This window comes from Pseudomonas indica NBRC 103045 (assembly GCF_002091635.1).
Taxonomy (GTDB): Bacteria; Pseudomonadota; Gammaproteobacteria; order Pseudomonadales; family Pseudomonadaceae; genus Pseudomonas_M; species Pseudomonas_M indica.
This window is the reverse complement of the sequence record NZ_BDAC01000020.1, coordinates 74,688-98,816: the sequence shown is the minus strand read 5'-3', so window position 1 is coordinate 98,816 and position 24,129 is coordinate 74,688. Positions and strand designations below refer to the sequence as shown.

Below are 24,129 nucleotides of genomic sequence, written 5' to 3'. Positions count from 1 at the left end.
GAATGGGGCGAGCCCGGTGCGCCGGGGACGGCGCCGGGCTCCGGTGCTATTTGAAGGCGGGCAGTTCCGGCTCGGAAGCGGCCTTGCGGATTTCGCCCTCCAGTTCCGGCGTGTTGCGCGCCAACAGCTCTACAGCCACTACCAGTTCATCGATGGCTTCCCGATACAGCGCGGGATTGTTCTGGGTTTCCGCCTGATCGGCATGCTTGCGTGCGGTGTTGAGGTGCTGCAGCAGTTCGGAGTGATCACCAAGCATTCTGTTCTCCTTTGCGCTGGATATGGACAACGTGGCCATATGGACAACGTGACCTCGGCTCACGCGGCGCCAGGATGTCCGGCGTCATTGCTAATGACCGATACGGGCGGGCACCAGTTCGACCCGATTGTCAGCACGCAACCGTCAGTGGTTGACGAAGACCAGGTCCGGCTGGAAGGGCATGGACCAGGGCAGCAGGCTGTAGCCGTCCTTGCTCAGGTCGAGTCGCGCCTGCTCCAGCATGCCGGCCAGGCGAACCGGGTCGGAGTACTGCGAGCGGGCCACGTGCGGAACCGAGAGGATTTCCCGGTCGGCATCATCGTGAATGCGCATGGCGAAACTCGCATCCTCGGCATGCGGCAACGTCACGCAGCGATACGGCAGGAATGCCTGGCTGGCGATGCTCATGGCCTCGTCGAGGGTGAAAGAAGGGGTTGCCATGCTGTTCTCCTGTGCGCGGCGAGATCGGAGCGCTCTCCAAAAGTAGACAGCGGGCGCGCTTGGAGTTCGTCGTCGCTCGGCTCGATGTCACTCGGCGGCAGGGCCGATCCGGTAATGGAGCACGATGCCGTTGCCACTGCCATCGCCGACGACCGAGCCGACAATGGGTTGGTGATGCACGCTGCGTCCCGGATAGGCCTCGCACAGGTGGCGCTCGGCGACTTCGCAGATGTGGTTGAGCAGGCCGGTGAACTGAGTGTCGCCAGGAATGGCGAAATGCAGGGTGACGTCCAGCGGTCCGGGGCCTTGAGGCAGATCGTTCAGGCCGCAAGTCTGCCACTGGTCGTTCACATAGGCTTCGGCACCTTTCATGACGGTCTCCTTTTCAGCGTCTTTTCGATAGACCCCGAATCGGACGGATCGGTCGGTATTGCCGAAGTGGAGCCATCGAGAGCAGGCCGGGTGACCAATCCCCGGCCTTTCTCCTGTCAGCGTAGACGCTTCACTCGGGCATCTGCCAGGGAGCGAGGCTGAAGCCTTCCTGGCACAGCTCCTGGCGGGCTTCCCGAAGGATTTCGGCCAGGCGTTGCGGGTCGGAATAGATGCTGCGGGAGATCCGGTTGCGGCCCAGCAAGCGGTTGCAGGTGCGGTCGATGACGCTCAGGTTGAGTTCGCCGTTGCCGTCTTGCGGCGCCCAGGCCACGCACTGGAACGGTTGGAAAGCGCGGCCTGCAATCAAGAGTGCTTCGTTGACACGGAGCGGGGCGTTCATGGGTCGGATTCTCCGTAGGTGTGCCCAATCATGGACGGGCCGCCGTCATCGGCGGCCAGTTACGCATATGGATGGAGAGACCTGACCCCAAAGTCACAGGGCGTCGCAAAAATAATCGTGCTTGTCGTATTGCTGAAAGATCGAACTGTTAGCGCGCGACGAGGCCGCGCGCGGAACAGGTCGGCCCGCCTTACATGGCGCGGGGGAAGCGGTCTTCGAGAATGACTTCGAGATCGGATTCGACGGTGCGGATGATGCGTTCCACGTCATCCAGGCTGGGTGTCGTCGAGCAGCGAATGCCCGTCACGGTCAGCAGGGTGTCGCCGGTAGTCAGATCGAAGACGCGGACGAGGAGGCTGGTGGGGGTTTCAAGGGTAGCTTCGAATCCGAACGGATGGAAATGAAGCTTCATCAACTCGAGCGCTTTGGCGAAAGGGAGTCTGTTCAACGGGCAGTCCTATGGGCAACGCAAAGAAAGGACCGCGGTTCCTCGGCCCAGTATGTTCAGGGAGAGGGAGCTAGCCTGACCACTGGTTTGGGTGACTGTAGCATTGTGCCGCTTTACGTGAGACGTTTTTCGCGCTTTTCTGACGAAATTTTTTTGGCGGAAAGATGGCCTAAAGCCACAGCCTGCATGGGCTGGAAGCTGTGGCTGTATGGCGAAATGGTGGCGTAAAACGACCGTTTACGAGGTGCCTGGGGCTGGAAGGCTTCGGCACCGTCTAATCCGCCGCTCGGCTTGCTGAACGAGCTGACCAGGGGCACCGCCTGCTCGCTCCATTCAGGCGGAGCGAGCAGGGGTTCACGGCGGGTTGGGGATGGCTTGGTTCCGCTGGTGCCGATAGACACTGACGGCCTGGTACACCGCCTTGCGCAGGCGGTTGATGCCCCCGATCGGGCGATGCTCCGGCAAGGCGTGCCAGGGGTTGAACGAGAGATTGTCGCAGAACAGGTTCTGCTCGCGGCTATCGAAGTCCTGCGCCGGCACCTGGAGGGTGGCGACGGTCTCGAAGGGCGAAAGGGCTTCGTCCCATTCCACGCTGGTGTCTTCGATGGGCATGTAGTGCTCAGGCTTCTGTCGCTGGATCTGGAGGGCGAAACAGGCCGGCACCCGGTCCAGCGAGAGTTGCTGGTAGAGCGCGTTGCGCAGGAAGTTGGGCAAGTCCGTGTTCTGCTTCGGCAGCTCATAGGCCGGGCAGTTCTCCGGTGCGGGAACCACACGGTACTTGATGTTGTGCGGGCCGAGCTTGAACGGGGCGATGGAGTTGTAGGTCGCCAGGGTCGGGCTGTCCGGCGGCGGTGCCAGGGTCTTCAGGGCGATGATCAGGTGGCGGATTTCCCAGGTGCGCGGGTCCCAGCCGGGGAAGAACGCCAGGACCTTCTTGCCGTCGGCCTGGGCGGCGAAGTTCTGCTTGTATTCGGCCACGTCGCGCACGAAGAACACTGGATGGTTGAACATCACGAAGTCCTGTTCGCCGGCGTGGGCGGAGAGCGGCAGTAGTTTCTCGCCGGGTACGTCGAGCAGCTTGATGGCCATGCCGCGGGCGTCGCGCAAGTTGTCGAACTGCGGGTAGGCGTTGCCGTTGGACAGGCGCATCCACGCCTGCCAGGTCTTCCCGGGTTCGGCCAGTACGCCGTGGCGCAGATCCGGGTCGAGATTGTCCAGCACCCGGACCTCGGCCTTGACGCAGCCATGAGCCTTGGCATGGGCATCGCGCAGGACGCGGGTATTGTCGCGGTGCTGTTCGACGATGCGGATGGCGTCTTCGATGATGCCCCGGGTCATGGCCGCTTCGCCCGGCGGAATCTGTTCTTCGGCGGACACCGGGCCGGAGAATTTCCAACTGTAATAGGCTTCGCCGACTCCCCAGCCGAGCAGGCCGACGAGCAGCAGGACCAGCAAGAGTTTGCCGAGCAGGCGGCCGAGCCAGAGCCAGAAGCGTGTGAGCATGGGGCGATCCCTCTTGTCGTTATCGTTCCGTCGAATCGGTTGATGGGGTGGGTCAGCCCGGGCAGTTCGGTCCCGGGCTCCAGGGTTTCGGCTCGATCGACTCCAACTGATTCTCCAGGCGCTCGTCACCCAGCACCTTGAGGTACTCGATCAGCGCCCAGCGCTCTTCGGGCGCCAAGGCGCGTCCGATCACCCCGTCCTGGCGGCAGCCGTCGCGGAATTCGTGGCCGCCGTTGCCATTGCCGGTGACCGAAGTGCGGAACAGGAAGCCGCCGTCGAATTTCTCGGTACGGAAGCCCACCTGCTTGGGATCGAACTCGAAGCTGCCGACCCAGAATTCGCTGGCGCGCTCGGAAACCGGGGAGAGGAGCTGGAACAGGTTGGGCACCGAGCCGTTGTGCAGGAATGGCGGCGTTGCCCAGATGCCATGCAGGGGACGCGCCTTGTAGCCGCGTTTTTCCTGTACGCCGATATCCATGCCGAAGCCGTTCATGACCTGCTGGCGCGCGGGGGAAATACCGGCATCCCGGTAGGCCCGGTCTTCCACGTAGGCGGTGAGATAGGCCAGGCCCTTGGCGCTGGAGATGTTCGAGAAGTCGACTTCGTCGAGGCTGGAGCCGTACAGATGGACGTCCAGCTTGCTCAGCTCGGCCTTGGTCCAGCCCAGCTTGCGGATGTCGAAACGGTGATCGGCGATGTTGTCGGCGGTGGTCGGGTCGGTGCCGACGATGCGTGTCGGCACGATGCGCATCTTCCATTCCGGGTCGCGGCTCGGCGCGAGGCGCTCCTCGACCGGCTTGGGATCGGGAGCGTGGCAATAGGCGCAGTTTTCCGTGAACAGGGCACGGCCCTGGCTGGCCAGGCGCAGATCGACCTTGCCGAGCACCTCTTCCGGCCAGGTCGGCGGCTTGAGCTGCTTGAGGGTCTCTTCCACGGTGTAGAGATCGTTCAGACGCACCCCGGACGGGTAGCGCTGGTCGACCGGTAGGGTGTGGCCGTTCTCTTCGAACAGACGCAGAGGGGCCCCGACACCCAGGGCCTCGCCGATGTTGCGTGCCATCGGCTGCATGGCCGAACCGTTCCACTGCACCCAGTCGAATTTCCAGATATCCCAGACCTGCGGGTAGCTCACCGGTGCATTGGCCACCCGATAGTTGGCGGGATCGATGGCGTCGCCGAACACGGTATTGGCGATACGGCCGAAGGCGTCGGTGCGGCCGAAGCCTTCCTCGGTGGGGTAGAGCCCCCGATGGGTATCGTTCCAGGCCTGGCCGAGCAGGCGGTCCAGCACGGCCTTGAAGTCGGTGCGCAGCTGGTCCTTGCCCTCGGGATACTCATCGCCGAGTACCGTCTCGGCGAAACGCCTGAATTTCAGCGGGTTGTAGTAGGTGAAGGCCATGCTCATGCCCAGCGCCTGGCCGAAGCTGCCGCCGCGCAGGGTCGGAACGGTGGAGGCCAGCGAGTGCAGCGCGGAGCCGCCGTCGATACGCACGGCCTGGCCGTTGTAGCGCAGCTCGCCGGTATGGCAGGCCGAGCAGGTGACATCCAGGTAATTGATCCCGGTTTCGTCATCCTGATGACGGGCGAAACCGACCGGCAGGTTGCCGGGGTTCATTTCGCTGGGCTTCTGCTGGGGATCGATCAGGAAGCCGAAACGCGCCAGGTATTCCGGGGTAGCGAAGCGCTCGCGGGAGAAGGGCAGTTCGAGCGCGGTGAACCACTCGTAGCGCAGGCCTTTCACCTGGGTGCCCTGGGGCGTGTAGTAGTAGGTCTGACGGGCTTGCGGGCTCCACTGGTCCAGATAGTGAAGCTGCTCGGGGCGCTGGTAGGTGGGCAGATTGGGGTTGGCGACGTAGTACAGCACGACGGCCAGCACGGCCAGCGCGATCAGAAGGATCGACAGAAGGGCGCGACGAAGAATACGCATCAGATTACTTCCTTGTAGCCTTCTTGGATTCAATGGCGAACGTTTATGCCAAGCTTTAGAGTGATTGGCAATATGCTATCAGTGTGACATATCTCTATTTCTTAGTGGGCGATTGGTCACGCTCCTGTTCGCCCTTGTAGAGCACGACGGCCGCGCGCAGTTTGCTGCGGCCGAAGCGGCTCATTTTTTCGAATTCCCCGTGGCTGACAGGCACGTGCTGGCAATCCAGGGGTTGGCGGTGCAGGCTGTGGTCGACGTCGGGGTCATGTAGATAAATGAAATCCTCGTCGCAATCCGTGACCAGAATCCAATGCGGGGCTTTCGAGCGGGTCAGGCGGTAGCTGCTGATCAAGACCAGCGGCTTGCCGCCGGCGGCGAGGAGGGCGGGGATGTCCAGCGGACCGCCGCGCAGGTCCTCGACGCCGCTTTGCTCCAGCTCGGAGCAGAAGTCCTCGTGTACCACCCGCATCACCGCGCGTTTCTCCTCGCTGCGTACGCCGTCGAGGAACAGCGGCCCTCTCACATTCACTTGCAGGCCGACCCGGAAGCCCCGTCGCCAGGCGGCCAGGGCAAGGCCGTGCGGGCTGCAGCCGCCGTGTCCGGCAGTCATATAGATGGTGGTGGCCTCGCGCCAGAGGCGCAATTCGTCACGGCGTGTCATCCGATAGCTGGAGTCGAGCGCCGCCATGGCCATCATCAGGCAGGCCGGGCCGCAGGTGAACTCGGTGGTTTGCCGGTAAAAGGGTGCGAGCCGCCGCCTGCTCGCGCTGAGCTGGTGGATGCGTTTCTCGAAGCGCAGGGCTTCGCTGTGATCCTCGTAGTAATCGCTGACCGTGGCGAAGGGACGGTAACCGTTGCGCTCGTAGAGGGCGATGGCAGTACGGTTGTCCGGCCGCACCTCGAGTCGCAGATAGGCGCAATCGTGTTCGCGGGCGGCGTTCTCGGCGGCATCCAGCAGGCGCTGGCCGAGTCCGATGCCGCGCGCACGGGGATCGGCGGCGATGGAGTAGAGCCGCGCCAGCGACGTGCCCTGGTGGAACAACACCAGGGCGTAGCCGAGCACCCCGGCATCGCCTTCCGCGACGATGAGGCTGGCGTGGGCGCGGTTGATCATCCATTGGAAATTTCGCCGTGACAGTCGGTCTATTTCAAAGCAGCGGTTTTCCAACTCCACCAATGCGGACAGATCCTCGCTGGTGGCGGGGCGCAAATCGAGTTTCATGGACGGGACTGCACCTGCATCCGGAAAGGACGGGCCATGTCGATCGACCCTAAGGCCGAGTATTGGCGCTGAGGGCCGACTCAGCAAGGCCGCACTATGATTGAGGTGGACGGCAGGCGTGCCTGCGGGGAGTGGGAAAACATCGTGAGCAGACTGGCCATCGTCGTCGAACGCAAAGAGGACTGGACCTCCTATTACCCCAGCGAAGATGTCATCACCGTCCAGGAATACCTGGAGCAACCCAACGAAGACGATAGCGGCAAGCGTGTGCAGGTGATCAACCTGTGCCGCAACTACAAGTACCTCGGCCACGGTTACTACTGCTCGCTGCTGGCCGAGGCGCGCGGTCACCGGGTCATCCCCTCGGTACGCACCATCAGCGAACTGGCGCGCAAGGCGCTTTACAGCCTGGCCCTGGAGGATCTGGACCGGACGTTGGACAAGGCTCTGGCCGATCACCCGTTCGGCAGCACCGACGGCTTCACCCTGACGCTCTATTTCGGCCGCACCGACATCGAGCCGCTGCAGGAACTGGCGCGACAGTTGTTCGAGGCCTTCCCCTGTCCGCTGCTGCTGGTGGAGTTCCGCCGCAACGACAGTTGGCACATCACCGGAATCAAACCGGGCGCCTTGCACAAGCTGCGCGAGGACCAAGAGGACCTGTTCGCCAATGCGCTGGACAACTTCAGCCGGAAGATCTGGCGCAAACCCCGGTCGCGGCGCCTGGTGCGTTTCGATCTGGCGATCCTGCACAACCCCGAGGAAGAGCTGCCGCCTTCCAACACCAAGGCCCTGAAGAACTTCATCCGCGTCGGCAAACGCCTGGGCATCGAAGTCGACCTGATCGAGAAGAAGGACTATGCCCGCCTGGCCGAATACGACGCGCTGTTCATCCGCGAAACCACCAGTGTCGGCGATCATACCTACCGTTTCGCCAAGAAGGCGGAAAGCGAAGGGCTGGTGGTGATCGACGACCCCGCATCGATCCTGCGCTGCACCAACAAGGTCTATCTCACTGACCTGTTGCGGGCACACAAGCTGGGGATGCCGGCGACCGAGATTCTCTATAAGGACCGCCCGCTGGAGCTGGAACGCGTCGGTGAGCGCCTGGGCTTCCCTCTGGTGCTGAAGATTCCCGATGGCAGCTTTTCGCGCGGGGTGATCAAGGTGGAGGACCAGGCCGCCTTGCTCAAGGTCAGCGAAGAGCTGTTCGAGCATTCGGTATTGCTGCTGGCCCAGGAGTTCTTCTACACCGAGTACGACTGGCGCATCGGCATTCTCAACCGCAAGCCGATCTTCGCCTGCAAGTACTTTATGTCCAAGGGGCACTGGCAGATCTACGACCATAGCCCAGATGCTGAGGAGTCCAGCGGGGACTTCACCACGCTGCCGGTGGAACAGGTGCCGCCGGAGGTGATCGAGCTGGCCGTGGAAACCGCCAACCTGATCGGCGACGGCCTCTACGGCGTCGACCTCAAGCAGGCAAATGGCAAGGTGGTGGTCATCGAAGTGAACGACAACCCCAACGTCGATGCCGGCATCGAAGACGCCCACCTGCAGGACGAACTCTACGCCATCATCCTGATGGAGTTCGTCCGCCGCCTGGAACTCAAGCGCCAGGGGCAGCCCTGGTCCGAGAACCAAACGGCATTGACCCTATAGCGAATTGATTCATAACGCGTCAAAAATATTGCTAGTGTTACATCCAGCCACGCCAAGCGTTTGTTTTTATTGAAAGTTTCAAAAAAATGGCGTCAAGGATGGAGCATGTTGGAAGCAGTAACCCCTACCTCTCGACGCGTACTGGTAGTCGATCCGGACGATGAGTGCGAGCCGCTGCTGGAAGCACTGGGCGCTTGTGCCTGGGGCATCGAGCGCTGCGAGCTGGATTCGGCGCCTACGGCGGGCTACGAAATCGGCCTGCTCTGCCTGCGCCCGGAGCACCTTTCCCACCTGGGCAGCATCAGGGCGCTGATCAGCCAGAGCGGCACGGAATGGATGACGGTGTTCGATCCCGAGTTGCTGCCGGCCCCCGGCGTCAACGACTTCATTGGCGAATGGTTCTTCGACGGCTATGCCCTGCCGGGCGATCCGCTGCTGTTCCAGCAGAGCCTGGGCCATGCCATGAGCCTGGTCCGGTTACGAGGGCTCAGCCGCCTGCACGAGCAGGAACTGATCGGCCATAGCCGGGCATTGCGTGGCTTGCGCAAGCAGCTCGCCAAGCTCGGACCGGGCGATGTACCGGTGCTGATCCAGGGCGAGAGCGGCACCGGCAAGACATTGGCCGCCCGTGTCCTGCATCGCCACTCCCGCCGGGTGGGTGGACCTTTCGTGGTGGTCGATTGCGCGGCCTTCCCGCAAGAGCGCCTGGACCAGATCCTGTTCGGTAGCGGTGACGACCAGGGCCGGCTCTTCGCCGCCCGGAGTGGAACGCTGCTGCTCGACGACATCGGCGCGATGCCTTTGGCCGTCCAGCAGGCCCTGTTCGAGCGGCTGAGCATGCCGCGCCGCGGGCGGGCCGATGTCCGTATCCTGGCGACGACGCGGAGCAGCCTGCACGAGGCCGTGACCCAGGGTCGGTTCGATGCCGGGCTGTTCGGCTGGCTGGGGCAGCAGACGGTCGACATCGCACCCTTGCGCAAGCGTCAGGGCGACATCGCCTTGCTCGCCACGCATTTCCTGGCGCTCTACGGGGCGGACAGCGGACGGCATCCGCCGACGTTCAGCGATCGGGCACTGGCTGCCATGGCCCGCTACCACTGGCCGGGCAATGTGCGCGAACTGGCCACGCGGGTACGCCGCGGCTTCGCCCTGGCCGACGACACCATCGAGGCCAACGACCTCGGCCTGGAGGGCGGCCTGCCTGGCATCGGCCTGCTCGGCACCCTGGAAGACTACAAGCGGCGCGCGGAATACCAGGCCCTCTGCGATGCGCTGACCCGCTACAGCAACAACCTCAGCCTAGCCGCGCGCATGCTGGGGATATCCCGGCCGACGTTCTATCGGTTGTTGCACAAGCATCAGTTGCTTTGAGGGGCCATCCATGGGGGTGTTGCCTTTGTAAGGGTTTTGATCACGGATGAGGCGTGACCTGGCTTCGCCAGCAGAGCTGGCTCCTACGATTCGGCACGTCGCAGGCCTTCGCGGAGGTCCGGGCACTTGTAGGAGCGAGCTCTGCTCGCGAAATGGAACCGCGGAGAGGCTTCGCCTGCAAGCGGACCGTGCGTAGGGGCGAATTCATTCGCCCATTGGCGTCCTAGGCGAAACTTGGGCCGTCACCCCGCGTAGCGCTCCAAAGTCATGTTTCCACTGAAACACACCTTTCGGCGCATGGGCGGATACCACCGCGCCTGCTAACCTGCGGACTAGATGGTTCAGGAGTTCGCAATGCATCCATTCGAAGCCAAAGATCCCCACCAACTGGCCCTCCTGCTCGGCTATGCCGGGTTGATCCCCTTCGTCAGCGGCGCCCTCGGCATCTGGGTGATTCCGGTCGGCTGGCGGCCGATGGTGATGGCTGCCTTGTTGGATTACTCGGCCGTGACCCTGGCCTTCATGGGGGCGATCCACTGGGGGCTGGCGATGCGTGCCAGGGAAACCGACGAGCATGCCCGGATACAGCTCGGGCTATCGGTCATCCCGCCGATGCTCGGCTGGGCCGCGGTGGCCAGCGGCTTACCGGTGGCGCTGGCCCTGCCGGTGTTCCTGGTGGCCTTCGTCGGACTCTACCTGGCGGATGTCCATGCCGTGTCCATTGGCTTGGCGCCGCGCTGGTATCCGGCCCTACGCAAGCCACTGACCATCATCGTGGTGCTGTGTCTGTTACTGGCCTGGGCCAGTGTGTTGCTACCGGGCGACTAACCAATCCCCGACAACGCGCAGCGCACACTGCCGGCGTTCCTCCCAATCCCCGCCGATTTCGACGAAGGGCTGGCGGCGTTGCTCCAGCCAGTCCCGGCAGGCCTGCTGGAAAGCCCGGCGGGCGTCGAGATCCGGCTGGCAGCGCTGGCCGTCGGCGACCCAGGGCACGCCATCGGCGGCGAGCAGCAGGTGCAAGTCGTAGCGGCGCGTCAGCAGGGCTTCCTCGATCCAGGCCGGGCAGTCGCCGAACAGCGCCTGGCTCCACAGCAGGTTGCTGAGCAGATGGGTATCCAGGATCAGCAGCGGCGGGGCGGCCAGGCGGGCGTGGTCTTCCCACTCCAGTTGGCCCCGGGCGATGGCGGGGATATCCGCGTAGCAGGTATCGCGAGCCTCGCGCTCGATGAAATGGCGCACGTACTCACCGACCACCACGCCGCCAAAGGCGTCCTGCAGTTCCCCGGCCAACCAGCTTTTGCCGCTGGACTCCGGCCCGGTGAGCACCAGGACCTTCATGCCGTCGCCAGCGCCGGGTCACGTCGCCAAGCCAGCCAGCCTTGGACCGCCAGCAGCGTGAAGAGGGCATAGAGCCCGGCGGTCAGGTACAGCGCCTTGTAGACGAACAGGCCGACGAACAGCACATCCAGCACCAGCCACAGCGGCCAGCATTCCAGGCGCTTCTGCGCCATCCAGGCCTGGGCCACCAGGCTGAAGGCGGTCAGGGTGGCATCCAGCCAGGGCTGGGCTGCGTCGGTGTAGGTGGCCATCAGGTAACCCAGGCCCAGGCTGCCGACGGCACCAAGAGCAAGGCTGAAGGCAAGCCCGCCAGCGCTCAAGCGGCTGACCTCGCGGCCCCGGTGCGCGTCGCCGCCTCGGGTCCATTGCCACCAGCCGTAGAGTTGCAGCACGGCGTAGACCAGTTGCAACAGCATGTCCGAATACAGCTTCACCTCGAAGAAGATCCAGCTATACAGCAGCACCATCACCAGCCCGATCGGCCAGCACCAGGGGTTCTGCCGGACGGTAAGCCAGACGGCCAGCACGCCGAGGGCGGCAGCGAAGAGTTCGAGTGCGGACATACGGAAAATCCAGGTTCGGCGGGGAGGGCGGAAAAACACGCGATTGTAACGATCAGCCTCTACAGGCGCGAATCCTTCGAGCGCGCCCCGCCCGGATCGCGCCTCAGCACACCAGGCTGTCGGCCTGGCGATAGAGCAGCAACAGCTTGCGGGTGATGGTGTCCTGGATGTCGTCGCGTTCGAATTCGGACAGGTGGGTGAGCTTGTGCACCTGCAGGCGGTGCAGGTGCAGGTAGGGCGTGCGTTGGTCGAATTCGCGCAGGTCGCCCTTCATCAGGATCGGCAGGAACACGTCGCCGATCTTCTTCTGGTTGCTGATGATCTGTGCCAGGGCCTGCTTGAACGGCATGGTCTTCGGGGTCGGTCCGCCTGCCTTGGCCTGGGTGGTCAGCAGCAGGCCCGGTTTGCCCGCGACCTGGCCGGGCAGCACGCACAGGCCGGTCTGGCGCACGGCGGAGGACTCGATGCCGTGCAGGGTGTCATGGAAGGCATAGGGGTTGGGCAGCACCACCATCTTGCGACCGAGGTCGGACGGAAAGTGCAGGTTGTAATTGGTATAGAGCTGGCGCACCGATTCGGAGTAGACGCACAGGCGATTCTCGAACAGCCGGATGAAGCGCTCGGCGAGTTCGCGACGGGCGATGCTGTCCAGGTCCCAGACCAGGTCCTGATTCTGAGGCCGGCTGAGGTCGACTTCCTGATGTTCCATACTGCTCATTCAGGGCTCTTTCTGTTGATACGCTTCATCCGTCTTTTGTGACGGATATCACGAGCCGGAATACCCGTCCCACCTGCTTCACCGGCACTTTCGCCCCCTCGGGGGAAAATGCCGGCAGAGCCTATCTCATACGCGGAATTGACCCAAGAGCCGATTCAGTTGTTCGGCCAGTTGATTGAGGTTCTGGCTGGCCGAACTGGACTGCTCGGCCGCCAGTGCGTTGTTGTGCGCCAGCCCGGCGGCCTGGGTCACGTTCTGGTTGATGTCTTCGACCACATGCGCTTGTTGCAGCGTAGCACTGGCAATGGAAGCGTTCAGCCCGCTGAGGTTGCGCAGCGCCTGGGCGATCTGCGTCAGGCTCTCGCCGGCCTGGCTGGCCTGCTCGACCGTGGCCTGGGATGCGCGGCTGCTGTCGTGGATCACTTTCACCGCCGCTTCGGAGTTGGTTTGCAGGCGTTCGATCATCGAGTGGATTTCCGCGGTGGACTGCTGGGTACGTTGGGCCAGCAGGCGTACCTCGTCGGCCACCACGGCGAAGCCGCGTCCCTGCTCGCCGGCCCGTGCCGCCTCGATGGCCGCGTTCAGGGCGAGCAGGTTGGTCTGTTCGGCGATGGAGCGGATCACTTCCAGGACGCTGCCGATCTGGGTGCTTTCCTGGGCGAGGGACTGGATCACCTGCACGGCCTGGTCGATGGTGGCGGACAACTGGTCGATCTGCCGCAGGCTGGTGTCGATGTTCTGCTGGCCGTGCCGTGCCTGTTCCTCGGCGGCACGGACCTCACTGGCCGCGTGCTCGGCGTTTTTCGCCACGTCCTGCACGCCGTAGGTGACCTCGTTGATCGCCGTGGCCACCAGCTCCATCTGCTGCGATTGCTGCTGGCTGTGCTGCAGCGCGTCGCCGGCGACCCCGCCCAGCGAGCGGGCGGCCTGGTCGAGCGTACCGGCTGCTTGCAGGGATTGCTGGATCACCCGGCGCAGTTTGTCGGTGAAGGCATTGAAGTGGCTGGCCAGGGCACTCAGTTCGTCCTGGCCCTGCGGGTCGAGGTTGCGGGTCAGGTCGCCTTCGCCGCTGGCGATGTCGGCCATGGCGTGCACCGCCTCCTGCAAGGGGCGGGTGATGCTGCGTACGATGACGCCGAGCAGCAGCGCCATCACCACCACGATGGCGATGCCGACACCGGTCGCCTTCAGTGCCTGCTGGCGGAACTCGGCTTGCAGGTCATCCACATACACGCCCGAACCGATGATCCAACCCCACGGCTGGAACAGCTCGACATAGGAAATCTTCGGCACCGGATCGCTGCTGCCCGGCTTCGGCCAGCGGTAGTCGACCATGCCGGCGCCCTGGCTCTTGGCGACCCGCACCATCTCATTGAACAACGCCTTGCCGTCCGGGTCCTTGATGCCCGAGAGGTCCTGGCCTTCCAGCTTCGGATTGGTCGGGTGCATGACCATGCGCGGGGCGAGGTCGTTGATCCAGAAATAATCGTCCTTGTCGTAGCGCAGCCCACGGATCAACTCCATCGCCTGCTTCTGCGCGTCCTCCCGGCTCAGGCCGCCGGCCTGCTCGAGGCCGTGGTAGTAACGGAGGATGCCCGCCGCGCTTTCCACCACGTGCTGGGTCTTTTCCTCCTTGGCCAGGTACAGATCGGTGTGGATCTGCCGCAGCATCATCACGCCGAGAATGAACAGCATCAGGATGGCGAGCGCCAGGATCAGCCACAGGCGGCGGTTGATGGGCAGGTTGCGAAGACTACTCATGGGGGCTCCGATCATTCTTATGCGTAATCCCGTCGAGGTTCGACGGGAGAGCTGCGGCGCGGACGCCTGTCTGTTAGCATTTCGGCCGCAAAACGGTAAACCTGAGCGCCCGCCGGTTATTTTTCCTGCCGTTTTTGCCGCCTGTCGGCCAGGCGATGCGTTCGCCGGGCCCGCCCCCTGAAGCACGCTCACGCGTTTCGATGATGTTTTGCACCCCCATGGGAGGATTGATGGATCTTTGGACTGCCGCTCAGGCGCTGATTCTGGGCATCGTCGAGGGACTGACCGAATTCCTGCCGGTCTCCAGCACCGGCCACCAGATCATCGTCGCTGATCTCATCGGCTTCGGCGGCGAGCGGGCCAAGGCCTTCAACATCATCATCCAGCTCGGCGCCATCCTCGCGGTGATCTGGGAATACCGCCGCAAGATTCTCGACGTGGTGATCGGCCTGCCCACCGAGCGCCAGGCGCAGCGCTTCACGGTCAACCTGATGGTCGCGTTCTTCCCGGCGGTGGTGCTGGGCGTCACCTTCGCCGATCTGATCCAGCACTACCTGTTCAACCCCATCACCGTGGCGGCGGCGCTGGTGGTCGGTGGCGTGATCATGCTCTGGGCCGAGCGCCGGGAGCACCGCGTCCGTGCCGAAACGGTGGACGACATGCGCTGGCAGGACGCCCTGAAGGTCGGCTGTGCCCAGTGCCTGGCGCTGATCCCCGGCACTTCGCGCTCCGGCGCGACCATCATCGGTGGGCTGCTGTTCGGCCTGTCGCGCAAGGCGGCCACCGAGTTTTCCTTCTTCCTGGCAATGCCGACCATGGTCGGCGCGGCGGTCTATTCCGGCTACAAGCACCGTGAACTGTTCCAGCCGGGCGACTTCGGCGTGTTCGCCATCGGCTTCGTCACTGCCTTCATCTTCGCCATGCTGGCGGTGCGGGCCCTGCTCAAGTTCATCGGCAGCCACAGCTACGCGACCTTCGCCTGGTACCGGATCGCCTTCGGCCTGCTGATCCTGGCGACCTGGCAGTTGGGTGTGATCGACTGGTCCACGGCGGTGGATTGATCGCAAGGGGAGAGGCGGGCGAATTCATTCGCCCGGTACCGCGCTAATCCAACAACAACCCCATGCGCTGGCGCTTGGGCAATTTGCCCACCACCAACTGGTGGGAGCAGGTCAGCAACTCGCGCAGCTCCTGATCGCCGAGCGGGTAGGGCGGTTCCATCCGGACCCACTGGGCCCGTGCCAGGTAAGGCGCGGGATGGATACCCGGACGGTCGCAGAAACCGAGGAAAAGCTCCTTGTCCACTTTGAAGCCCAGTCCTTCGCCCATGAAGTCGAGCACGGCGAACATCTTGTTCCCGGCCACGGAAAACACCCGGACACCGCCCCATTTCAGGTCTTCCCGGGCGCCGGGCAGGCTCAGGCAGAAAGCGGCAACGTCGTCGGCATTCATGGCGGGTCTCCTTTCTCGCGGTGGGGCGTTGGACCGGCGCCAAGCATGCCACAGGGACGGACTCGAAAGAGGGACGGATTCATGATCGACCGCAACCAACGGCCACGACGCTCCACGCGCAACGAAGGCATCCGCAACGCCCGCCTCAAGCTGCTGGCCCTGGCGGTACTCTGCACGTTGCCGCTCTGGGGTTGTCTGCAACTCTGGCTGGCCAAGGGTACATTTTGGCCCGCGCTGCTCTATGGGCTCGCCAGCCCGGTCGCTTTCTTCCTCTACTGGCGCGACAAGCACAGTGCCCGCAACGGCCACTGGCGCACCCCGGAAAGCACCCTGCACCTCGCCGAACTGCTCGGCGGCTGGCCGGGCGCCTTGCTCGCCCAACAGGCGTTCCGCCACAAGACCCGCAAACCGTCCTTCCAGGTTCCGTTCTGGATCATCGTCGCGTTGCACCAGGCCATCTGGATCGACTACCTCTACTTACGCGCCGTGTTTGGCAGCACTTTCGTCCAGCGATTTATCGGCTAGTCTCCTGTCGCACTTCCCCTCAACCTTGGAGCACGTCCATGCCACTCTCCATGTACCAAGCCTCGATTCCGGTGTTCCAGCGGATGCTGGGCAACCTTGCGCAGATTCTCGACAAGGCGGTTGCCTACGCCGAGGCGAAGAAGATCGACCCGAACGTACTGATCAACGCCCGCCTGGCGCCGGACATGCTGCCGCTGGCGCGCCAGGTGCAGATCGCCACCGACACCGCCAAGGGCTGCGCCGCGCGCCTGGCTGGCGTCGAGAACCCTAGCTACCCGGATACCGAGACCACTTTCGCTGAGCTCCAGGCCCGCCTGGACAAGACCCAGAGCTTCCTCAAGAGCGTGACGGCCGAACAGATCGACGGCAGCGAGGGCAAGCCGATCACCCTGACGTTCCCCAGCATCGAACTGAAATTCGACGGCCAGAACTACCTGCTCGCCTTCGCCTTGCCCAACTTCATGTTCCACGTCACCACCGCCTACGCCATCCTCCGCCACAACGGCCTGGACATTGGCAAGATGGACTTCCTCGGCAGGCCGTCCTGAGCCGGGGCGCGTAAGGGCGAAATTCGCCCTTCGCCTGGCCAAACAAAAAGCCCCGCATAGCGGGGGCGAACCTCAGACAATCACGCCCTGGCTGCGCAGGTAGTCGTCATAGGTACCGCTGAAGTCGGTCACGCCGTTTTCCGACAGCTCGATGATGCGCGTCGCCAGGGAACTGACGAACTCGCGGTCGTGGCTGACGAAGATTAGCGTGCCCGGATAGTTCTCCAGCGCCAGGTTCAGCGCCTCGATGGACTCCATGTCCAAGTGGTTGGTCGGCTCGTCCATCACCAGCACGTTGGGCTTCTTCAAAATCAGCTTGCCGAACAGCATCCGGCCCTGCTCGCCACCGGAAATCACCTTTACCGACTTCTTGATTTCGTCGTTGGAGAACAGCATGCGGCCCAGCGTGCCGCGCACCAGTTGCTCGCCGCCCTGAGTCCACTGGGCCATCCAGTCGAACAGGGTCATGTCGTCGGCGAAATCCTCGGCGTGGTCCTGGGCGAAATAGCCCACGTCGGCGCTCTCGGTCCACTTCACCTCGCCGGCCAGCGGCGGCATCTCGTCGACCAGGGTGCGCAGCAGGGTGGTCTTGCCGATCCCGTTGGGGCCGATGATCGCCACGCGCTCGCCGGCCTCGATCTGCAGGCTGAGGTTCTTGAACAGCGGAGTTCCGTCATAGCCCTGGCTGATGCGCTCCAGCGTCACCGCCTGGCGATGCAGCTTCTTGTACTGCTCGAAGCGGATGAACGGACTGACCCGGCTGGAGGGCTTCACTTCTTCCAACTGGATCTTGTCGATCTGCCGGGCGCGGCTGGTGGCCTGCTTGGCCTTGGAGGCGTTGGCCGAGAAGCGGCTGACGAAGGTCTGCAGCTCGGCGATCTGCGCCTTCTTCTTGGCGTTGTCCGCCAGCAGGCGCTCGCGGGCCTGGGTCGCCGCGGTCATGTACTCGTCGTAGTTGCCGGGGAACAGGCGCAGCTCGCCGTAATCCAGGTCCGCCATGTGCGTGCACACACTGTTCAGGAAGTGGCGGTCGTGGGAAATGATGATCATGGTGCTGTTGCGCGCCGTGAGCACCGACTCCAGCCAGCGGATGGTATTGATGTCCAGGTGGTTGGTCGGTTCGTCCAGCAACAGCACTTCCGGGTCGGAAAACAGTGCCTGGGCCAGCAGCACGCGCAGCTTCCAGCCGGGCGCCACCGCGCTCATCGGGCCGAAATGCTGCTCCAGCGGAATGCCCAGGCCGAGCAGCAGCTCGCCGGCGCGGGACTCGGCGGTGTAGCCGTCGTACTCGGCGAACTGCACCTCCAGCTCGGCGACCTTCATGCCGTCGTCCTCGCTCATCTCCGGCAGCGAGTAGATGCGGTCGCGCTCGGCCTTCACCTCCCACAGCTCGGTGTGGCCCATGATCACGGTGTCGATCACCGAAAAGTCTTCATAGGCGAACTGATCCTGGCGCAGCTTGCCGAGGCGCACGTTCGGCTCCAGCATCACTTGGCCGCCGGACGGCTCCAGCTCGCCGCCGAGAATCTTCATGAAGGTCGACTTGCCGCAGCCATTGGCGCCGATCAGGCCGTAGCGGTTGCCGTTGCCGAATTTGACGGAAACGTTCTCGAACAGCGGCTTGGCGCCGAACTGCATGGTGATATTGGCGGTGGAAATCAAAAGCGTGTCCTGCGGAAGAGGGCGCGGCCTGGAACGGCCGGCACGAGGCAAAAAGAGCCGCGCATTGTAGTGCGGATGACGGCAGATCGACAGCGTTTCGCCCCAGTCTCCGACGGGAGCGGTCCGCGACCTTCCTCCCATGGGCACGGCCCGACCCGATCTTTGACAAATCCACGATGTCGCACATACATTACATTGAAGATTGAATGTAAGGTTTGCATGACATGGATTATCAGCTCATCAACGAACGCTTCGGTGCTGAAATCCGCCAGCTACGCCTCAAGCGTGGGTTGACCCAGGCTGAATTGGCTGGAATGGCCGGTATTACCCGCCAGAAGCTGATCGAGATCGAAAAGGGCCACGGCACGGTGGCGCTGAATTTCTACACACGGGTAATCGCCAGCCTGGAGGGCGAGCTGCAGGTCGTGCCGGCGCAACTACCGACCCTTGACGACATCCGGGGCTTCTTCGAATGAGTACCATCGGCCGTCTTTCGGTCTCGACGCCCCAGGGGCCGAGCGGTAGCGTGCTGCTCGACCGCGACGACTACCTGTTCCGCTACGCCGACGATGCCCATCGCGACTGTGCCATCAGCTTGCTGATGCCCGTGCGAACGGCGGAATACCGGTCCCGCGAATTGCATCCGGTATTCCAGATGAACCTGCCGGAAGGCTATCTGCTGGAGCAACTGCGCAATCGCCTGGCCAAGATCACCCCGCTCGATCCCATGCTGCTGCTTGCCTTGAGCGGTAGCAGTGCTCCTATCGGTCGGTTGGCCGTGCAATCGGAACAGGTCGATGCCTTGCTGAAACGGCAGGAGCGCATGGGGCCGGGGGAGCGACTGGAGGATATCCTCGCCTGGGATGGCACTGAAAACCTGTTCGCCGAGCTGGTCGATCGCTACATCCTGCGGGCTGGCATTTCCGGGGTTCAACCCAAGGTCCTGGTGCCGGAGGCGGGTAGCCGGGACAAGGCCACGGCACGGACTTCCGACCTCATCGTCAAGAGCGGGCGCGACGAATTTCCCGGGTTGGCCATCAATGAGTTCCTCTGCATGAGCATGGCCAGGCAGGCCGGGTTGCCGGTGCCTGAGTTCTATCTGTCGCGCAATCTGCAGATGTTCGTCATGCGCCGCTTCGACCGGGACGACAGCGGCCAGCCGATCGGTTTCGAAGACATGGCCGCCCTCATGGGGCTGCCGGCGGCCATGAAGTACAGCAAAAGCTATGAGCTGATCGCCAAGGCCGTCCGGTTGTTCTGCTTCGGCGAGAGCCAGGCACGTTCCCTGAGCGAGCTTTTCGACAGCGTCGCCCTGAGTTGCATCGTCGGCAATGGCGACGCCCACCTGAAGAACTTCGGGTTGCTCTACAGCCAGCCATCGGCACGGGACGCGCGGCTGGCCCCGGCTTTCGATATCGTCAACACCACCGCCTACCTTCCGGACGACGCCCTGGCACTGGAACTCGGCGGCAGCAAGAGCCTGTTCGCCTCCCGCCTGGGCATCCTCGAGTTCGCCGTCCGTTGCGACATCCGCCATCCACAGGAACGCATCGAGCGGCTTCTCCTCGCCGTCGAAACCGTTCTGCGAGACCAGATCGCACTGGCGGAACAGGTCCCTCAGGTAACCGCCGCCATCCGCAGCAGCGCCGAACGCTTCGCCCAGACCTTCACCCGCTGAAACACGGCTGCCCATAGGGCGAAGTCATTCGTCCGACACTCACTCGACCGGGGGAACGGGCTGCACCTCGACCGGCGCATGACGTGGGTAGCTCGGCGTTGCCGCCTCCTGCGCAACGGTGAGCCACACCAGCAGCGCCTGCATCGGCATCGGCTTGCCATACCAGTAGCCCTGGGCGAAATCGCTGCCCAGGCTGGACACCTGCTGGGCATCCCGCTCGTCCTCGATGCCTTCGCACACCACCTTGAAATGGAAGGTGTGGCAGAGATCGATGATGCTGCGCACTACCTGTTGCTGCTGCGCATTGCGGCCGATGCCCTGGATGAACGACTTGTCGATCTTCACCCGCTGGATATTCAGCTCCTTCAGGTACGAGAGCGACGAATAACCCGTGCCGAAGTCGTCCAACGCCACCTGGATACCCAGTTGGTTGAGCCGCCGAAGGATCAGCGAGCCATCGACGAAATTGGCCACCGAGATCGACTCGGTCATCTCCACCTGCAACTGGTCCGCGCGGATCGGCGTATCCGCCAGCCACGCCCGCAGCTGCTCCGGCAACTCACGGGTGAACTGCGACGACGCGATGTTCACCGAGTAGAACAGCGCATTGCGCACGGAAGGCGGGATATTCAGCAGGTCGCGCTTGAGCCGTTGCAGCACCCAGCGCCCCAGCTGCGGCCCCATCTGGTTGTTCTCCGCCAGCTCCACCACCTCCAGCGGCGAGATGTAGCCCAACTGCGGGTGCAGCCAGCGCAGCAGAACCTCCACCCCCGTCTGCCCGCCATGGCAGGCGACGATCGGCTGGTAGTGCAGCAGCAGGTCGCTGCCGGTCTTGCTCCCCGGCGCCAGGGCGCGCTTGAGGTCGCTCAACAGGCTCTGACTACGCAGATAGCGGTTGTTGATCTCCTCGGTGAACAGCGCCAGCCCGTTGCGCTTGCTCAGCCGCTGCTCGCGCACGGCCAGCGTCGCGAACTGGTAGAGCTTCTGCAGATCGAACGCCCGGTCCGGGTTGAAACAGAGCCCGATGCGGGTGCCGACCTGGAACAGGTGCTTGTCGTTCTGGAAGTCGAAACTCAGGGCGATGGCCAGGCCGTTCAGCGTCGACTTCACCAACTCCTCGGAGAAGCCATCCGGAAACGTCATCACGAACTCGTCCCCATCCACCCGGGCAATGAAGCTGCCTTCCGGCTTCAGGCTGTTGAGAATCTCGCCGATCCGCGTCAGCAGTAGATCCCCCGCATCGTGGCTGATGTTCTCGTTCACCGCGCGGAAATTGCTCAGCTCGATCACCGCCAGGGCACAGCAATGGCGGTGGGAGAGGGACTTCTGCAAGGTCTTGAAGTGGAAGCGGTTGGGCAGTTGCGTCAACACGTCGTTGCGCGCCATGTGGTGATTGCGCCGCGCCTCGTAGAACAGCATCAGCGCCAGCGCGCCGCCGCAGAACAGCAGGCCGAGCAGGAACACCTGCGTCAGGTAATGATGGCGGTTGATCTCATCGGCGATGTGCGCCGCGTCCGGCCCGGTGAAGTTATGGATCATCAGGTCGCGGATCGGCGTCTGGAACCCGGCATAACGGGCGATCACCGCATCGAGGCCCGCGCCCGGCTTCAGGTCGGTCGCGAAGATCAACGTCTCGTCCGCCTGCAACTGCGCGAGCAGCGCCTTCGCCGTATCCTCGCCGCCGAAACGCTGGCGAATCGCGCGGTTCTCCTCGCCTGTTAGGAACACATCCAGGCGATTCCACAGCAGATCGAACGTCATCCGCAGCCGCTCCGCATTGGCTGCTCCGGCCCGGTACAGGCGCAGCGTGTCGTAGAACCGCAGGTACTCGAACTCCAACTGCGCCAGCGACCAGGCCGAGAGCTGGATGCGTGCCGTATTCATCTCCGCGCTGCGCTGATTGTGCACCAGCGACGCCACGATCCCACCGGCGAAGCCGAGGGTGACCAGCGTCAGGAACAGATAGCGCAAACGCAGCATGGGCGGTTACTCGACGATAGTCAGCGACTTGAGCTGCCAGACCATCGCCTGGTGATGCAGCTCCTTGCGCAGCGGCGGAAAGTCGCTGAGCGGATAGATGATCCAGATCGGCCCCTTGTTGCGCACCGGCATCGGCTCGCCGTTCTTCCGCGTCGCCAGGATCACCGGGTAATCCAGCACCGTCTGCACCTCGAAGCGGGTGTGGTAGTCGTTCAGCGCCTTCGCCTCGATGAACCGGCCACTGGCCTGCAGCTGCACGAGCAGATCGCGGATCGATACGCCCTCAAAGGTATCCACCTGCTCCGTCCAGGGTGTGAGCGTCTTGACCTGGGTCTGCGGCAACGCATCCAGCCGCGCCTGGTCGAACAACGCCACCCCCTCCGGGCAACAGCCCAACGGGCCCGTCACCGTCAGAATCACCGGACCCTCCGGCTGGCTCTGCCAGCGATCATCGGCCAACGCGGCGGAAACGAAGGCAGGCAACAAAAGCAGGCACGCGAAAACACGGGGCAGGGCGCTCATACGGGGACCGTCGCTGGGTGCATGGGCTGGAAGGTGGGCCGGGTAACGGGGCAGTGGGTCAGCCCTGTCACATTTCGATAATACTGGCTTGATGATATTAACGTGAGCGCGCTCGTCGGCTACCCTGCCGAAGTATGAATTTCCATACATCCAAGGGCGGAAATCACCCCCGGCCGCCCGGGCCTCCTGTAGGAGCCAGCTCTGCTGGCGAAGCTTTTGCGGGGAGGCCAAATCGCGAGCAGAGCTCGCTCTATAAAAGCAAAGTCGAACTCCCGTAGGGGCGAATTCATTCGCCCGGCGAGGGCAGGCTGGGCGAATAAATTCGCCCCTACAACGGACTGAGGCACAGTGGCTTTTCGTAGGAGCCAGCTCTGCTGGCGAAGCTTTTGCGTGGCCCATTCGCGAGCAGAGCCCGCCCCACAAAGGCAAAGCCGAACTCTCGTAGGGGCGAATTCATTCGCCCGTCGAGGGCAGGCTGGGCGAATAAATTCGCCCCTACAACGGACTGAGGCACAGCGGCTTTTCGTAGGAGCCAGCTCTGCTGGCGAAGTTTTTGCGTGGCCCATTCGCGAGCAGAGCCCGCCCCACAAAAGCAAAGCCGAACTCCCGTAGGGGCGAATTCATTCGCCCGGCGAGGGCAGGCTGGGCGAATAAATTCGCCCCTACAACGGACTGAGGCACAGTGGCTTTTCGTAGGAGCCAGCTCTGCTGGCGAAGCTTTTGCGTGGCCCATTCGCGAGCAGAGCCTGCCCCACAAAGGCAAAGCCGAACTCTCGTAGGGGCGAATTCATTCGCCCGTCGAGGGCAGGCTGGGCGAATAAATTCGCCCCTACATGACCCTCCAAGGGCCGGAATTCGTGGATTCCAGCCCTTGGGCGCCCTTACTGCCGAGAACGTGTCATCTTCCCCAACGCCCCAGCAAACCGCGCCGCATCGACCGCCGCTCCACAGCCGGCGCCGCGAACCTCGGCAGCGCATCGAACGGCACCCACAACACCCCTTGCCACTCCAGCAACCCGATCTGCTGCGTACCCCACTGCAACAACGTGCGCTTGGGGCAGGCAGGGCCCGTGCCGCGGGCATCGCGCAACAGCGGCACCGCCTCCAGCGTCAGCCAGCGGCGCAGGCTGCGGTTTTCCGGGTGGTTGTAGCGCCACAGCGCCCGGTAGGCGCCGGACTCGCTGATCACCTCGACGTCTTCCGTCTCGCCGCTGGCCAGGGCGAAACGCACGCTGCGAATCTGGTCGTCCTCCATCATCCGGCCGATGCGCTCGGGGTGGCGATGGCCGATCAGCCGGGCGAAATCCCAGGCGGCGAACCAGGGCTGGCCGTCGATCATCACACCGCGCAAGGGGCGGTCGTAGCGGTGAAGGGTGAGGGGAGAGAAAGCGTTTTCCATGGCAAAAGACTCCTGCGTAGTTCGACGAAGACCCACGCGATTCCGGCCATAGAGCGCTGTAGTGATATGCGGTTACTCGGCGCGGATCGCGCCTAACTGTTCGGGCTGTCAAACCCGGCCACGGACAACCGTGGCCGGCGCAGGATAGGTCGGGGCAGGGGGAAGGACAAGGGGCATTCAGGCATGGAGCCGGCTAGCGGTAACTCCGTCACGCGCGCTCCTTGAGGCACGTCCCGTGGCCAAAACAGGCGCAGGTAGGGCCTATTCGTTTGGAACTACACCGCTACAGAAGCCACGGAGAGTCTGTGGTTAACCATCAGACTTCATCTCACAAGAAGCCTCTTGGATAGCCCAACTCAAACGCAAATACAGGATGCT

26 protein-coding genes and 1 pseudogene are annotated in these 24,129 nt (G+C 63.5%); 8 read left to right on the top strand and 19 right to left on the bottom strand.

The genetic code is table 11. From position 1 onward, the window contains the following. Positions 1–46: 46 nt before the first annotated feature. The 9 genes from PIN01S_RS20660 to PIN01S_RS20625 all read right to left on the bottom strand — a co-directional run bounded on the left by PIN01S_RS20660 (position 47) and on the right by PIN01S_RS20625 (position 6,569). Positions 47–256, bottom strand: a complete 210-nt coding sequence (locus PIN01S_RS20660; RefSeq protein ID WP_084338489.1) for a hypothetical protein — start codon at positions 254–256, stop codon at positions 47–49. Between the two features lie 144 nt (positions 257–400). After that, complete coding sequence (locus PIN01S_RS20655) at positions 401–697, bottom strand: DUF1652 domain-containing protein (RefSeq protein WP_084338487.1); 297 nt, start codon at positions 695–697, stop codon at positions 401–403. A gap of 87 nt (positions 698–784) precedes the next feature. Then, a complete protein-coding gene (locus PIN01S_RS20650) occupies positions 785–1,069 on the bottom strand; it encodes a hypothetical protein (protein WP_084338485.1) in 285 nt (94 codons plus the stop codon). Between the two features lie 130 nt (positions 1,070–1,199). Beyond that, positions 1,200–1,469: a hypothetical protein gene (locus PIN01S_RS20645; RefSeq protein WP_084338483.1), complete on the bottom strand. Its 270-nt coding sequence runs from the start codon at positions 1,467–1,469 to the stop codon at positions 1,200–1,202. Positions 1,470–1,659: 190 nt separating this feature from the next. Beyond that, entirely contained in the window at positions 1,660–1,884 is a 225-nt protein-coding gene (locus PIN01S_RS20640) for a DUF1652 domain-containing protein (RefSeq protein WP_497006645.1), read from the bottom strand. A gap of 146 nt (positions 1,885–2,030) precedes the next feature. After that, positions 2,031–2,234 (bottom strand): hypothetical protein, encoded by a 204-nt coding sequence (locus tag PIN01S_RS26535; protein WP_139198635.1) that lies wholly within the window; start codon positions 2,232–2,234, stop codon positions 2,031–2,033. A 37-nt stretch (positions 2,235–2,271) separates the two neighbouring features. Next, positions 2,272–3,420: a catalase family protein gene (locus tag PIN01S_RS20635; RefSeq protein WP_084338479.1), complete on the bottom strand. Its 1,149-nt coding sequence runs from the start codon at positions 3,418–3,420 to the stop codon at positions 2,272–2,274. A gap of 52 nt (positions 3,421–3,472) precedes the next feature. After that, a complete protein-coding gene (locus tag PIN01S_RS20630; protein ID WP_084338477.1) occupies positions 3,473–5,347 on the bottom strand; it encodes a di-heme-cytochrome C peroxidase in 1,875 nt (624 codons plus the stop codon). 94 nt (positions 5,348–5,441) lie between these two features. Then, the gene (locus PIN01S_RS20625; RefSeq protein ID WP_084338475.1) at positions 5,442–6,569 is read right to left on the bottom strand and encodes a GNAT family N-acetyltransferase/peptidase C39 family protein; all 1,128 of its coding nucleotides are present in this window, start codon (positions 6,567–6,569) and stop codon (positions 5,442–5,444) included. A gap of 144 nt (positions 6,570–6,713) precedes the next feature. Here PIN01S_RS20625 and PIN01S_RS20620 point away from each other — a divergent pair, with 144 nt between their 5' ends. The 3 genes from PIN01S_RS20620 to PIN01S_RS20610 all read left to right on the top strand — a co-directional run bounded on the left by PIN01S_RS20620 (position 6,714) and on the right by PIN01S_RS20610 (position 10,430). Next, positions 6,714–8,231 carry a RimK family ATP-grasp domain-containing protein gene (locus PIN01S_RS20620; RefSeq protein WP_090257374.1) on the top strand — a complete coding sequence of 506 codons (1,518 nt, stop codon included), beginning with the start codon at positions 6,714–6,716 and terminating at the stop codon, positions 8,229–8,231. 105 nt (positions 8,232–8,336) lie between these two features. Then, complete coding sequence (locus PIN01S_RS20615) at positions 8,337–9,602, top strand: sigma-54 dependent transcriptional regulator (protein ID WP_084338471.1); 1,266 nt, start codon at positions 8,337–8,339, stop codon at positions 9,600–9,602. A gap of 354 nt (positions 9,603–9,956) precedes the next feature. After that, on the top strand, positions 9,957–10,430 hold the full coding sequence (locus tag PIN01S_RS20610; protein ID WP_084338469.1) for a DUF3429 domain-containing protein: 474 nt from the start codon (positions 9,957–9,959) through the stop codon (positions 10,428–10,430). On the opposite strand, the gene PIN01S_RS20605 is transcribed toward PIN01S_RS20610, so the two are convergent. The 5 genes and pseudogenes from PIN01S_RS20605 to PIN01S_RS27655 form a co-directional block, all read right to left on the bottom strand. Next, positions 10,416–10,943 (bottom strand): AAA family ATPase, encoded by a 528-nt coding sequence (locus tag PIN01S_RS20605; protein ID WP_084338467.1) that lies wholly within the window; start codon positions 10,941–10,943, stop codon positions 10,416–10,418. The genes PIN01S_RS20610 and PIN01S_RS20605 overlap by 15 nt on opposite strands. Next, on the bottom strand, positions 10,940–11,506 hold the full coding sequence (gene pnuC / locus PIN01S_RS20600; protein WP_084338465.1) for a nicotinamide riboside transporter PnuC: 567 nt from the start codon (positions 11,504–11,506) through the stop codon (positions 10,940–10,942). The genes PIN01S_RS20605 and pnuC overlap by 4 nt, the downstream gene beginning before the upstream one ends. 103 nt (positions 11,507–11,609) lie before the next feature. After that, complete coding sequence (locus PIN01S_RS20595) at positions 11,610–12,224, bottom strand: hypothetical protein (protein ID WP_084338463.1); 615 nt, start codon at positions 12,222–12,224, stop codon at positions 11,610–11,612. Positions 12,225–12,350: 126 nt separating this feature from the next. Next, entirely contained in the window at positions 12,351–13,085 is a 735-nt protein-coding gene (locus PIN01S_RS27660) for a methyl-accepting chemotaxis protein (protein WP_371916558.1), read from the bottom strand. Positions 13,086–13,208: 123 nt separating this feature from the next. After that, a pseudogene (locus tag PIN01S_RS27655) lies at positions 13,209–13,895 on the bottom strand (cache domain-containing protein); the annotation flags it as partial. 320 nt (positions 13,896–14,215) lie between these two features. Here PIN01S_RS27655 and PIN01S_RS20585 point away from each other — a divergent pair. Then, a complete protein-coding gene (locus PIN01S_RS20585) occupies positions 14,216–15,046 on the top strand; it encodes an undecaprenyl-diphosphate phosphatase (protein WP_084338459.1) in 831 nt (276 codons plus the stop codon). A 43-nt stretch (positions 15,047–15,089) separates the two neighbouring features. Here the strand turns inward: PIN01S_RS20585 and PIN01S_RS20580 are convergent, their stop codons facing one another. Beyond that, on the bottom strand, positions 15,090–15,437 hold the full coding sequence (locus PIN01S_RS20580) for an MmcQ/YjbR family DNA-binding protein (RefSeq protein WP_084338457.1): 348 nt from the start codon (positions 15,435–15,437) through the stop codon (positions 15,090–15,092). Positions 15,438–15,518: 81 nt separating this feature from the next. On the opposite strand from PIN01S_RS20580, the gene PIN01S_RS20575 reads away from it, so the two are divergent. Both PIN01S_RS20575 and PIN01S_RS20570 read left to right on the top strand, forming a co-directional pair. Beyond that, positions 15,519–15,962 (top strand): DUF1294 domain-containing protein, encoded by a 444-nt coding sequence (locus PIN01S_RS20575; RefSeq protein WP_084338455.1) that lies wholly within the window; start codon positions 15,519–15,521, stop codon positions 15,960–15,962. A gap of 38 nt (positions 15,963–16,000) precedes the next feature. Next, the gene (locus PIN01S_RS20570; RefSeq protein ID WP_084338453.1) at positions 16,001–16,510 is read left to right on the top strand and encodes a DUF1993 domain-containing protein; all 510 of its coding nucleotides are present in this window, start codon (positions 16,001–16,003) and stop codon (positions 16,508–16,510) included. A gap of 72 nt (positions 16,511–16,582) precedes the next feature. Here the strand turns inward: PIN01S_RS20570 and PIN01S_RS20565 are convergent, their stop codons facing one another. After that, entirely contained in the window at positions 16,583–18,172 is a 1,590-nt protein-coding gene (locus tag PIN01S_RS20565; RefSeq protein WP_084338452.1) for an ABC-F family ATPase, read from the bottom strand. Between the two features lie 224 nt (positions 18,173–18,396). Between PIN01S_RS20565 and PIN01S_RS20560 the strand changes: the two genes are divergently transcribed. Together PIN01S_RS20560 and PIN01S_RS20555 are read left to right on the top strand one after the other, a co-directional pair. Then, positions 18,397–18,648 carry a helix-turn-helix domain-containing protein gene (locus PIN01S_RS20560; RefSeq protein ID WP_084338449.1) on the top strand — a complete coding sequence of 84 codons (252 nt, stop codon included), beginning with the start codon at positions 18,397–18,399 and terminating at the stop codon, positions 18,646–18,648. Further along, a complete protein-coding gene (locus PIN01S_RS20555; RefSeq protein ID WP_084338447.1) occupies positions 18,645–19,850 on the top strand; it encodes a type II toxin-antitoxin system HipA family toxin in 1,206 nt (401 codons plus the stop codon). Before PIN01S_RS20560 ends, PIN01S_RS20555 begins: the two co-directional genes overlap by 4 nt. Positions 19,851–19,889: 39 nt before the next feature. Here PIN01S_RS20555 and PIN01S_RS20550 read toward each other — a convergent pair whose 3' ends face one another. The 3 genes from PIN01S_RS20550 to PIN01S_RS20540 form a co-directional block, all read right to left on the bottom strand. After that, positions 19,890–21,830: a putative bifunctional diguanylate cyclase/phosphodiesterase gene (locus tag PIN01S_RS20550; RefSeq protein ID WP_084338444.1), complete on the bottom strand. Its 1,941-nt coding sequence runs from the start codon at positions 21,828–21,830 to the stop codon at positions 19,890–19,892. A gap of 6 nt (positions 21,831–21,836) precedes the next feature. Beyond that, on the bottom strand, positions 21,837–22,352 hold the full coding sequence (locus tag PIN01S_RS26805) for a putative pterin-binding protein (protein WP_084338442.1): 516 nt from the start codon (positions 22,350–22,352) through the stop codon (positions 21,837–21,839). A gap of 898 nt (positions 22,353–23,250) precedes the next feature. Then, complete coding sequence (locus PIN01S_RS20540; protein WP_084338440.1) at positions 23,251–23,751, bottom strand: BRO-N domain-containing protein; 501 nt, start codon at positions 23,749–23,751, stop codon at positions 23,251–23,253. Positions 23,752–24,129: the final 378 nt, after the last annotated feature.

Bases quoted from the DNA above. Each gene is read 5' to 3' on its own strand.
- PIN01S_RS20605 (WP_084338467.1), bottom strand. From the start codon at position 10,943: ATGAAGGTCCTGGTGCTCACCGGGCCGGAGTCCAGCGGCAAAAGCTGG.
- PIN01S_RS26805 (WP_084338442.1), bottom strand. From the start codon at position 22,352: ATGAGCGCCCTGCCCCGTGTTTTCGCGTGCCTGCTTTTGTTGCCTGCC.
- PIN01S_RS20610 (WP_084338469.1), top strand. From the start codon at position 9,957: ATGCATCCATTCGAAGCCAAAGATCCCCACCAACTGGCCCTCCTGCTC.
- PIN01S_RS27660 (WP_371916558.1), bottom strand. From the start codon at position 13,085: ATGGAGCTGGTGGCCACGGCGATCAACGAGGTCACCTACGGCGTGCAG.
- PIN01S_RS20550 (WP_084338444.1), bottom strand. From the start codon at position 21,830: ATGCTGCGTTTGCGCTATCTGTTCCTGACGCTGGTCACCCTCGGCTTC.
- PIN01S_RS20595 (WP_084338463.1), bottom strand. From the start codon at position 12,224: ATGAGCAGTATGGAACATCAGGAAGTCGACCTCAGCCGGCCTCAGAAT.
- PIN01S_RS20655 (WP_084338487.1), bottom strand. From the start codon at position 697: ATGGCAACCCCTTCTTTCACCCTCGACGAGGCCATGAGCATCGCCAGC.
- PIN01S_RS20630 (WP_084338477.1), bottom strand. From the start codon at position 5,347: ATGCGTATTCTTCGTCGCGCCCTTCTGTCGATCCTTCTGATCGCGCTG.
- PIN01S_RS20625 (WP_084338475.1), bottom strand. From the start codon at position 6,569: ATGAAACTCGATTTGCGCCCCGCCACCAGCGAGGATCTGTCCGCATTG.
- PIN01S_RS20575 (WP_084338455.1), top strand. From the start codon at position 15,519: ATGATCGACCGCAACCAACGGCCACGACGCTCCACGCGCAACGAAGGC.
- PIN01S_RS20635 (WP_084338479.1), bottom strand. From the start codon at position 3,420: ATGCTCACACGCTTCTGGCTCTGGCTCGGCCGCCTGCTCGGCAAACTC.
- PIN01S_RS20560 (WP_084338449.1), top strand. From the start codon at position 18,397: ATGGATTATCAGCTCATCAACGAACGCTTCGGTGCTGAAATCCGCCAG.
- PIN01S_RS20645 (WP_084338483.1), bottom strand. From the start codon at position 1,469: ATGAACGCCCCGCTCCGTGTCAACGAAGCACTCTTGATTGCAGGCCGC.
- pnuC (WP_084338465.1), bottom strand. From the start codon at position 11,506: ATGTCCGCACTCGAACTCTTCGCTGCCGCCCTCGGCGTGCTGGCCGTC.
- PIN01S_RS20650 (WP_084338485.1), bottom strand. From the start codon at position 1,069: ATGAAAGGTGCCGAAGCCTATGTGAACGACCAGTGGCAGACTTGCGGC.
- PIN01S_RS20540 (WP_084338440.1), bottom strand. From the start codon at position 23,751: ATGGAAAACGCTTTCTCTCCCCTCACCCTTCACCGCTACGACCGCCCC.
- PIN01S_RS20570 (WP_084338453.1), top strand. From the start codon at position 16,001: ATGCCACTCTCCATGTACCAAGCCTCGATTCCGGTGTTCCAGCGGATG.
- PIN01S_RS20615 (WP_084338471.1), top strand. From the start codon at position 8,337: ATGTTGGAAGCAGTAACCCCTACCTCTCGACGCGTACTGGTAGTCGAT.
- PIN01S_RS20660 (WP_084338489.1), bottom strand. From the start codon at position 256: ATGCTTGGTGATCACTCCGAACTGCTGCAGCACCTCAACACCGCACGC.
- PIN01S_RS20580 (WP_084338457.1), bottom strand. From the start codon at position 15,437: ATGAATGCCGACGACGTTGCCGCTTTCTGCCTGAGCCTGCCCGGCGCC.
- PIN01S_RS20585 (WP_084338459.1), top strand. From the start codon at position 14,216: ATGGATCTTTGGACTGCCGCTCAGGCGCTGATTCTGGGCATCGTCGAG.
- PIN01S_RS20555 (WP_084338447.1), top strand. From the start codon at position 18,645: ATGAGTACCATCGGCCGTCTTTCGGTCTCGACGCCCCAGGGGCCGAGC.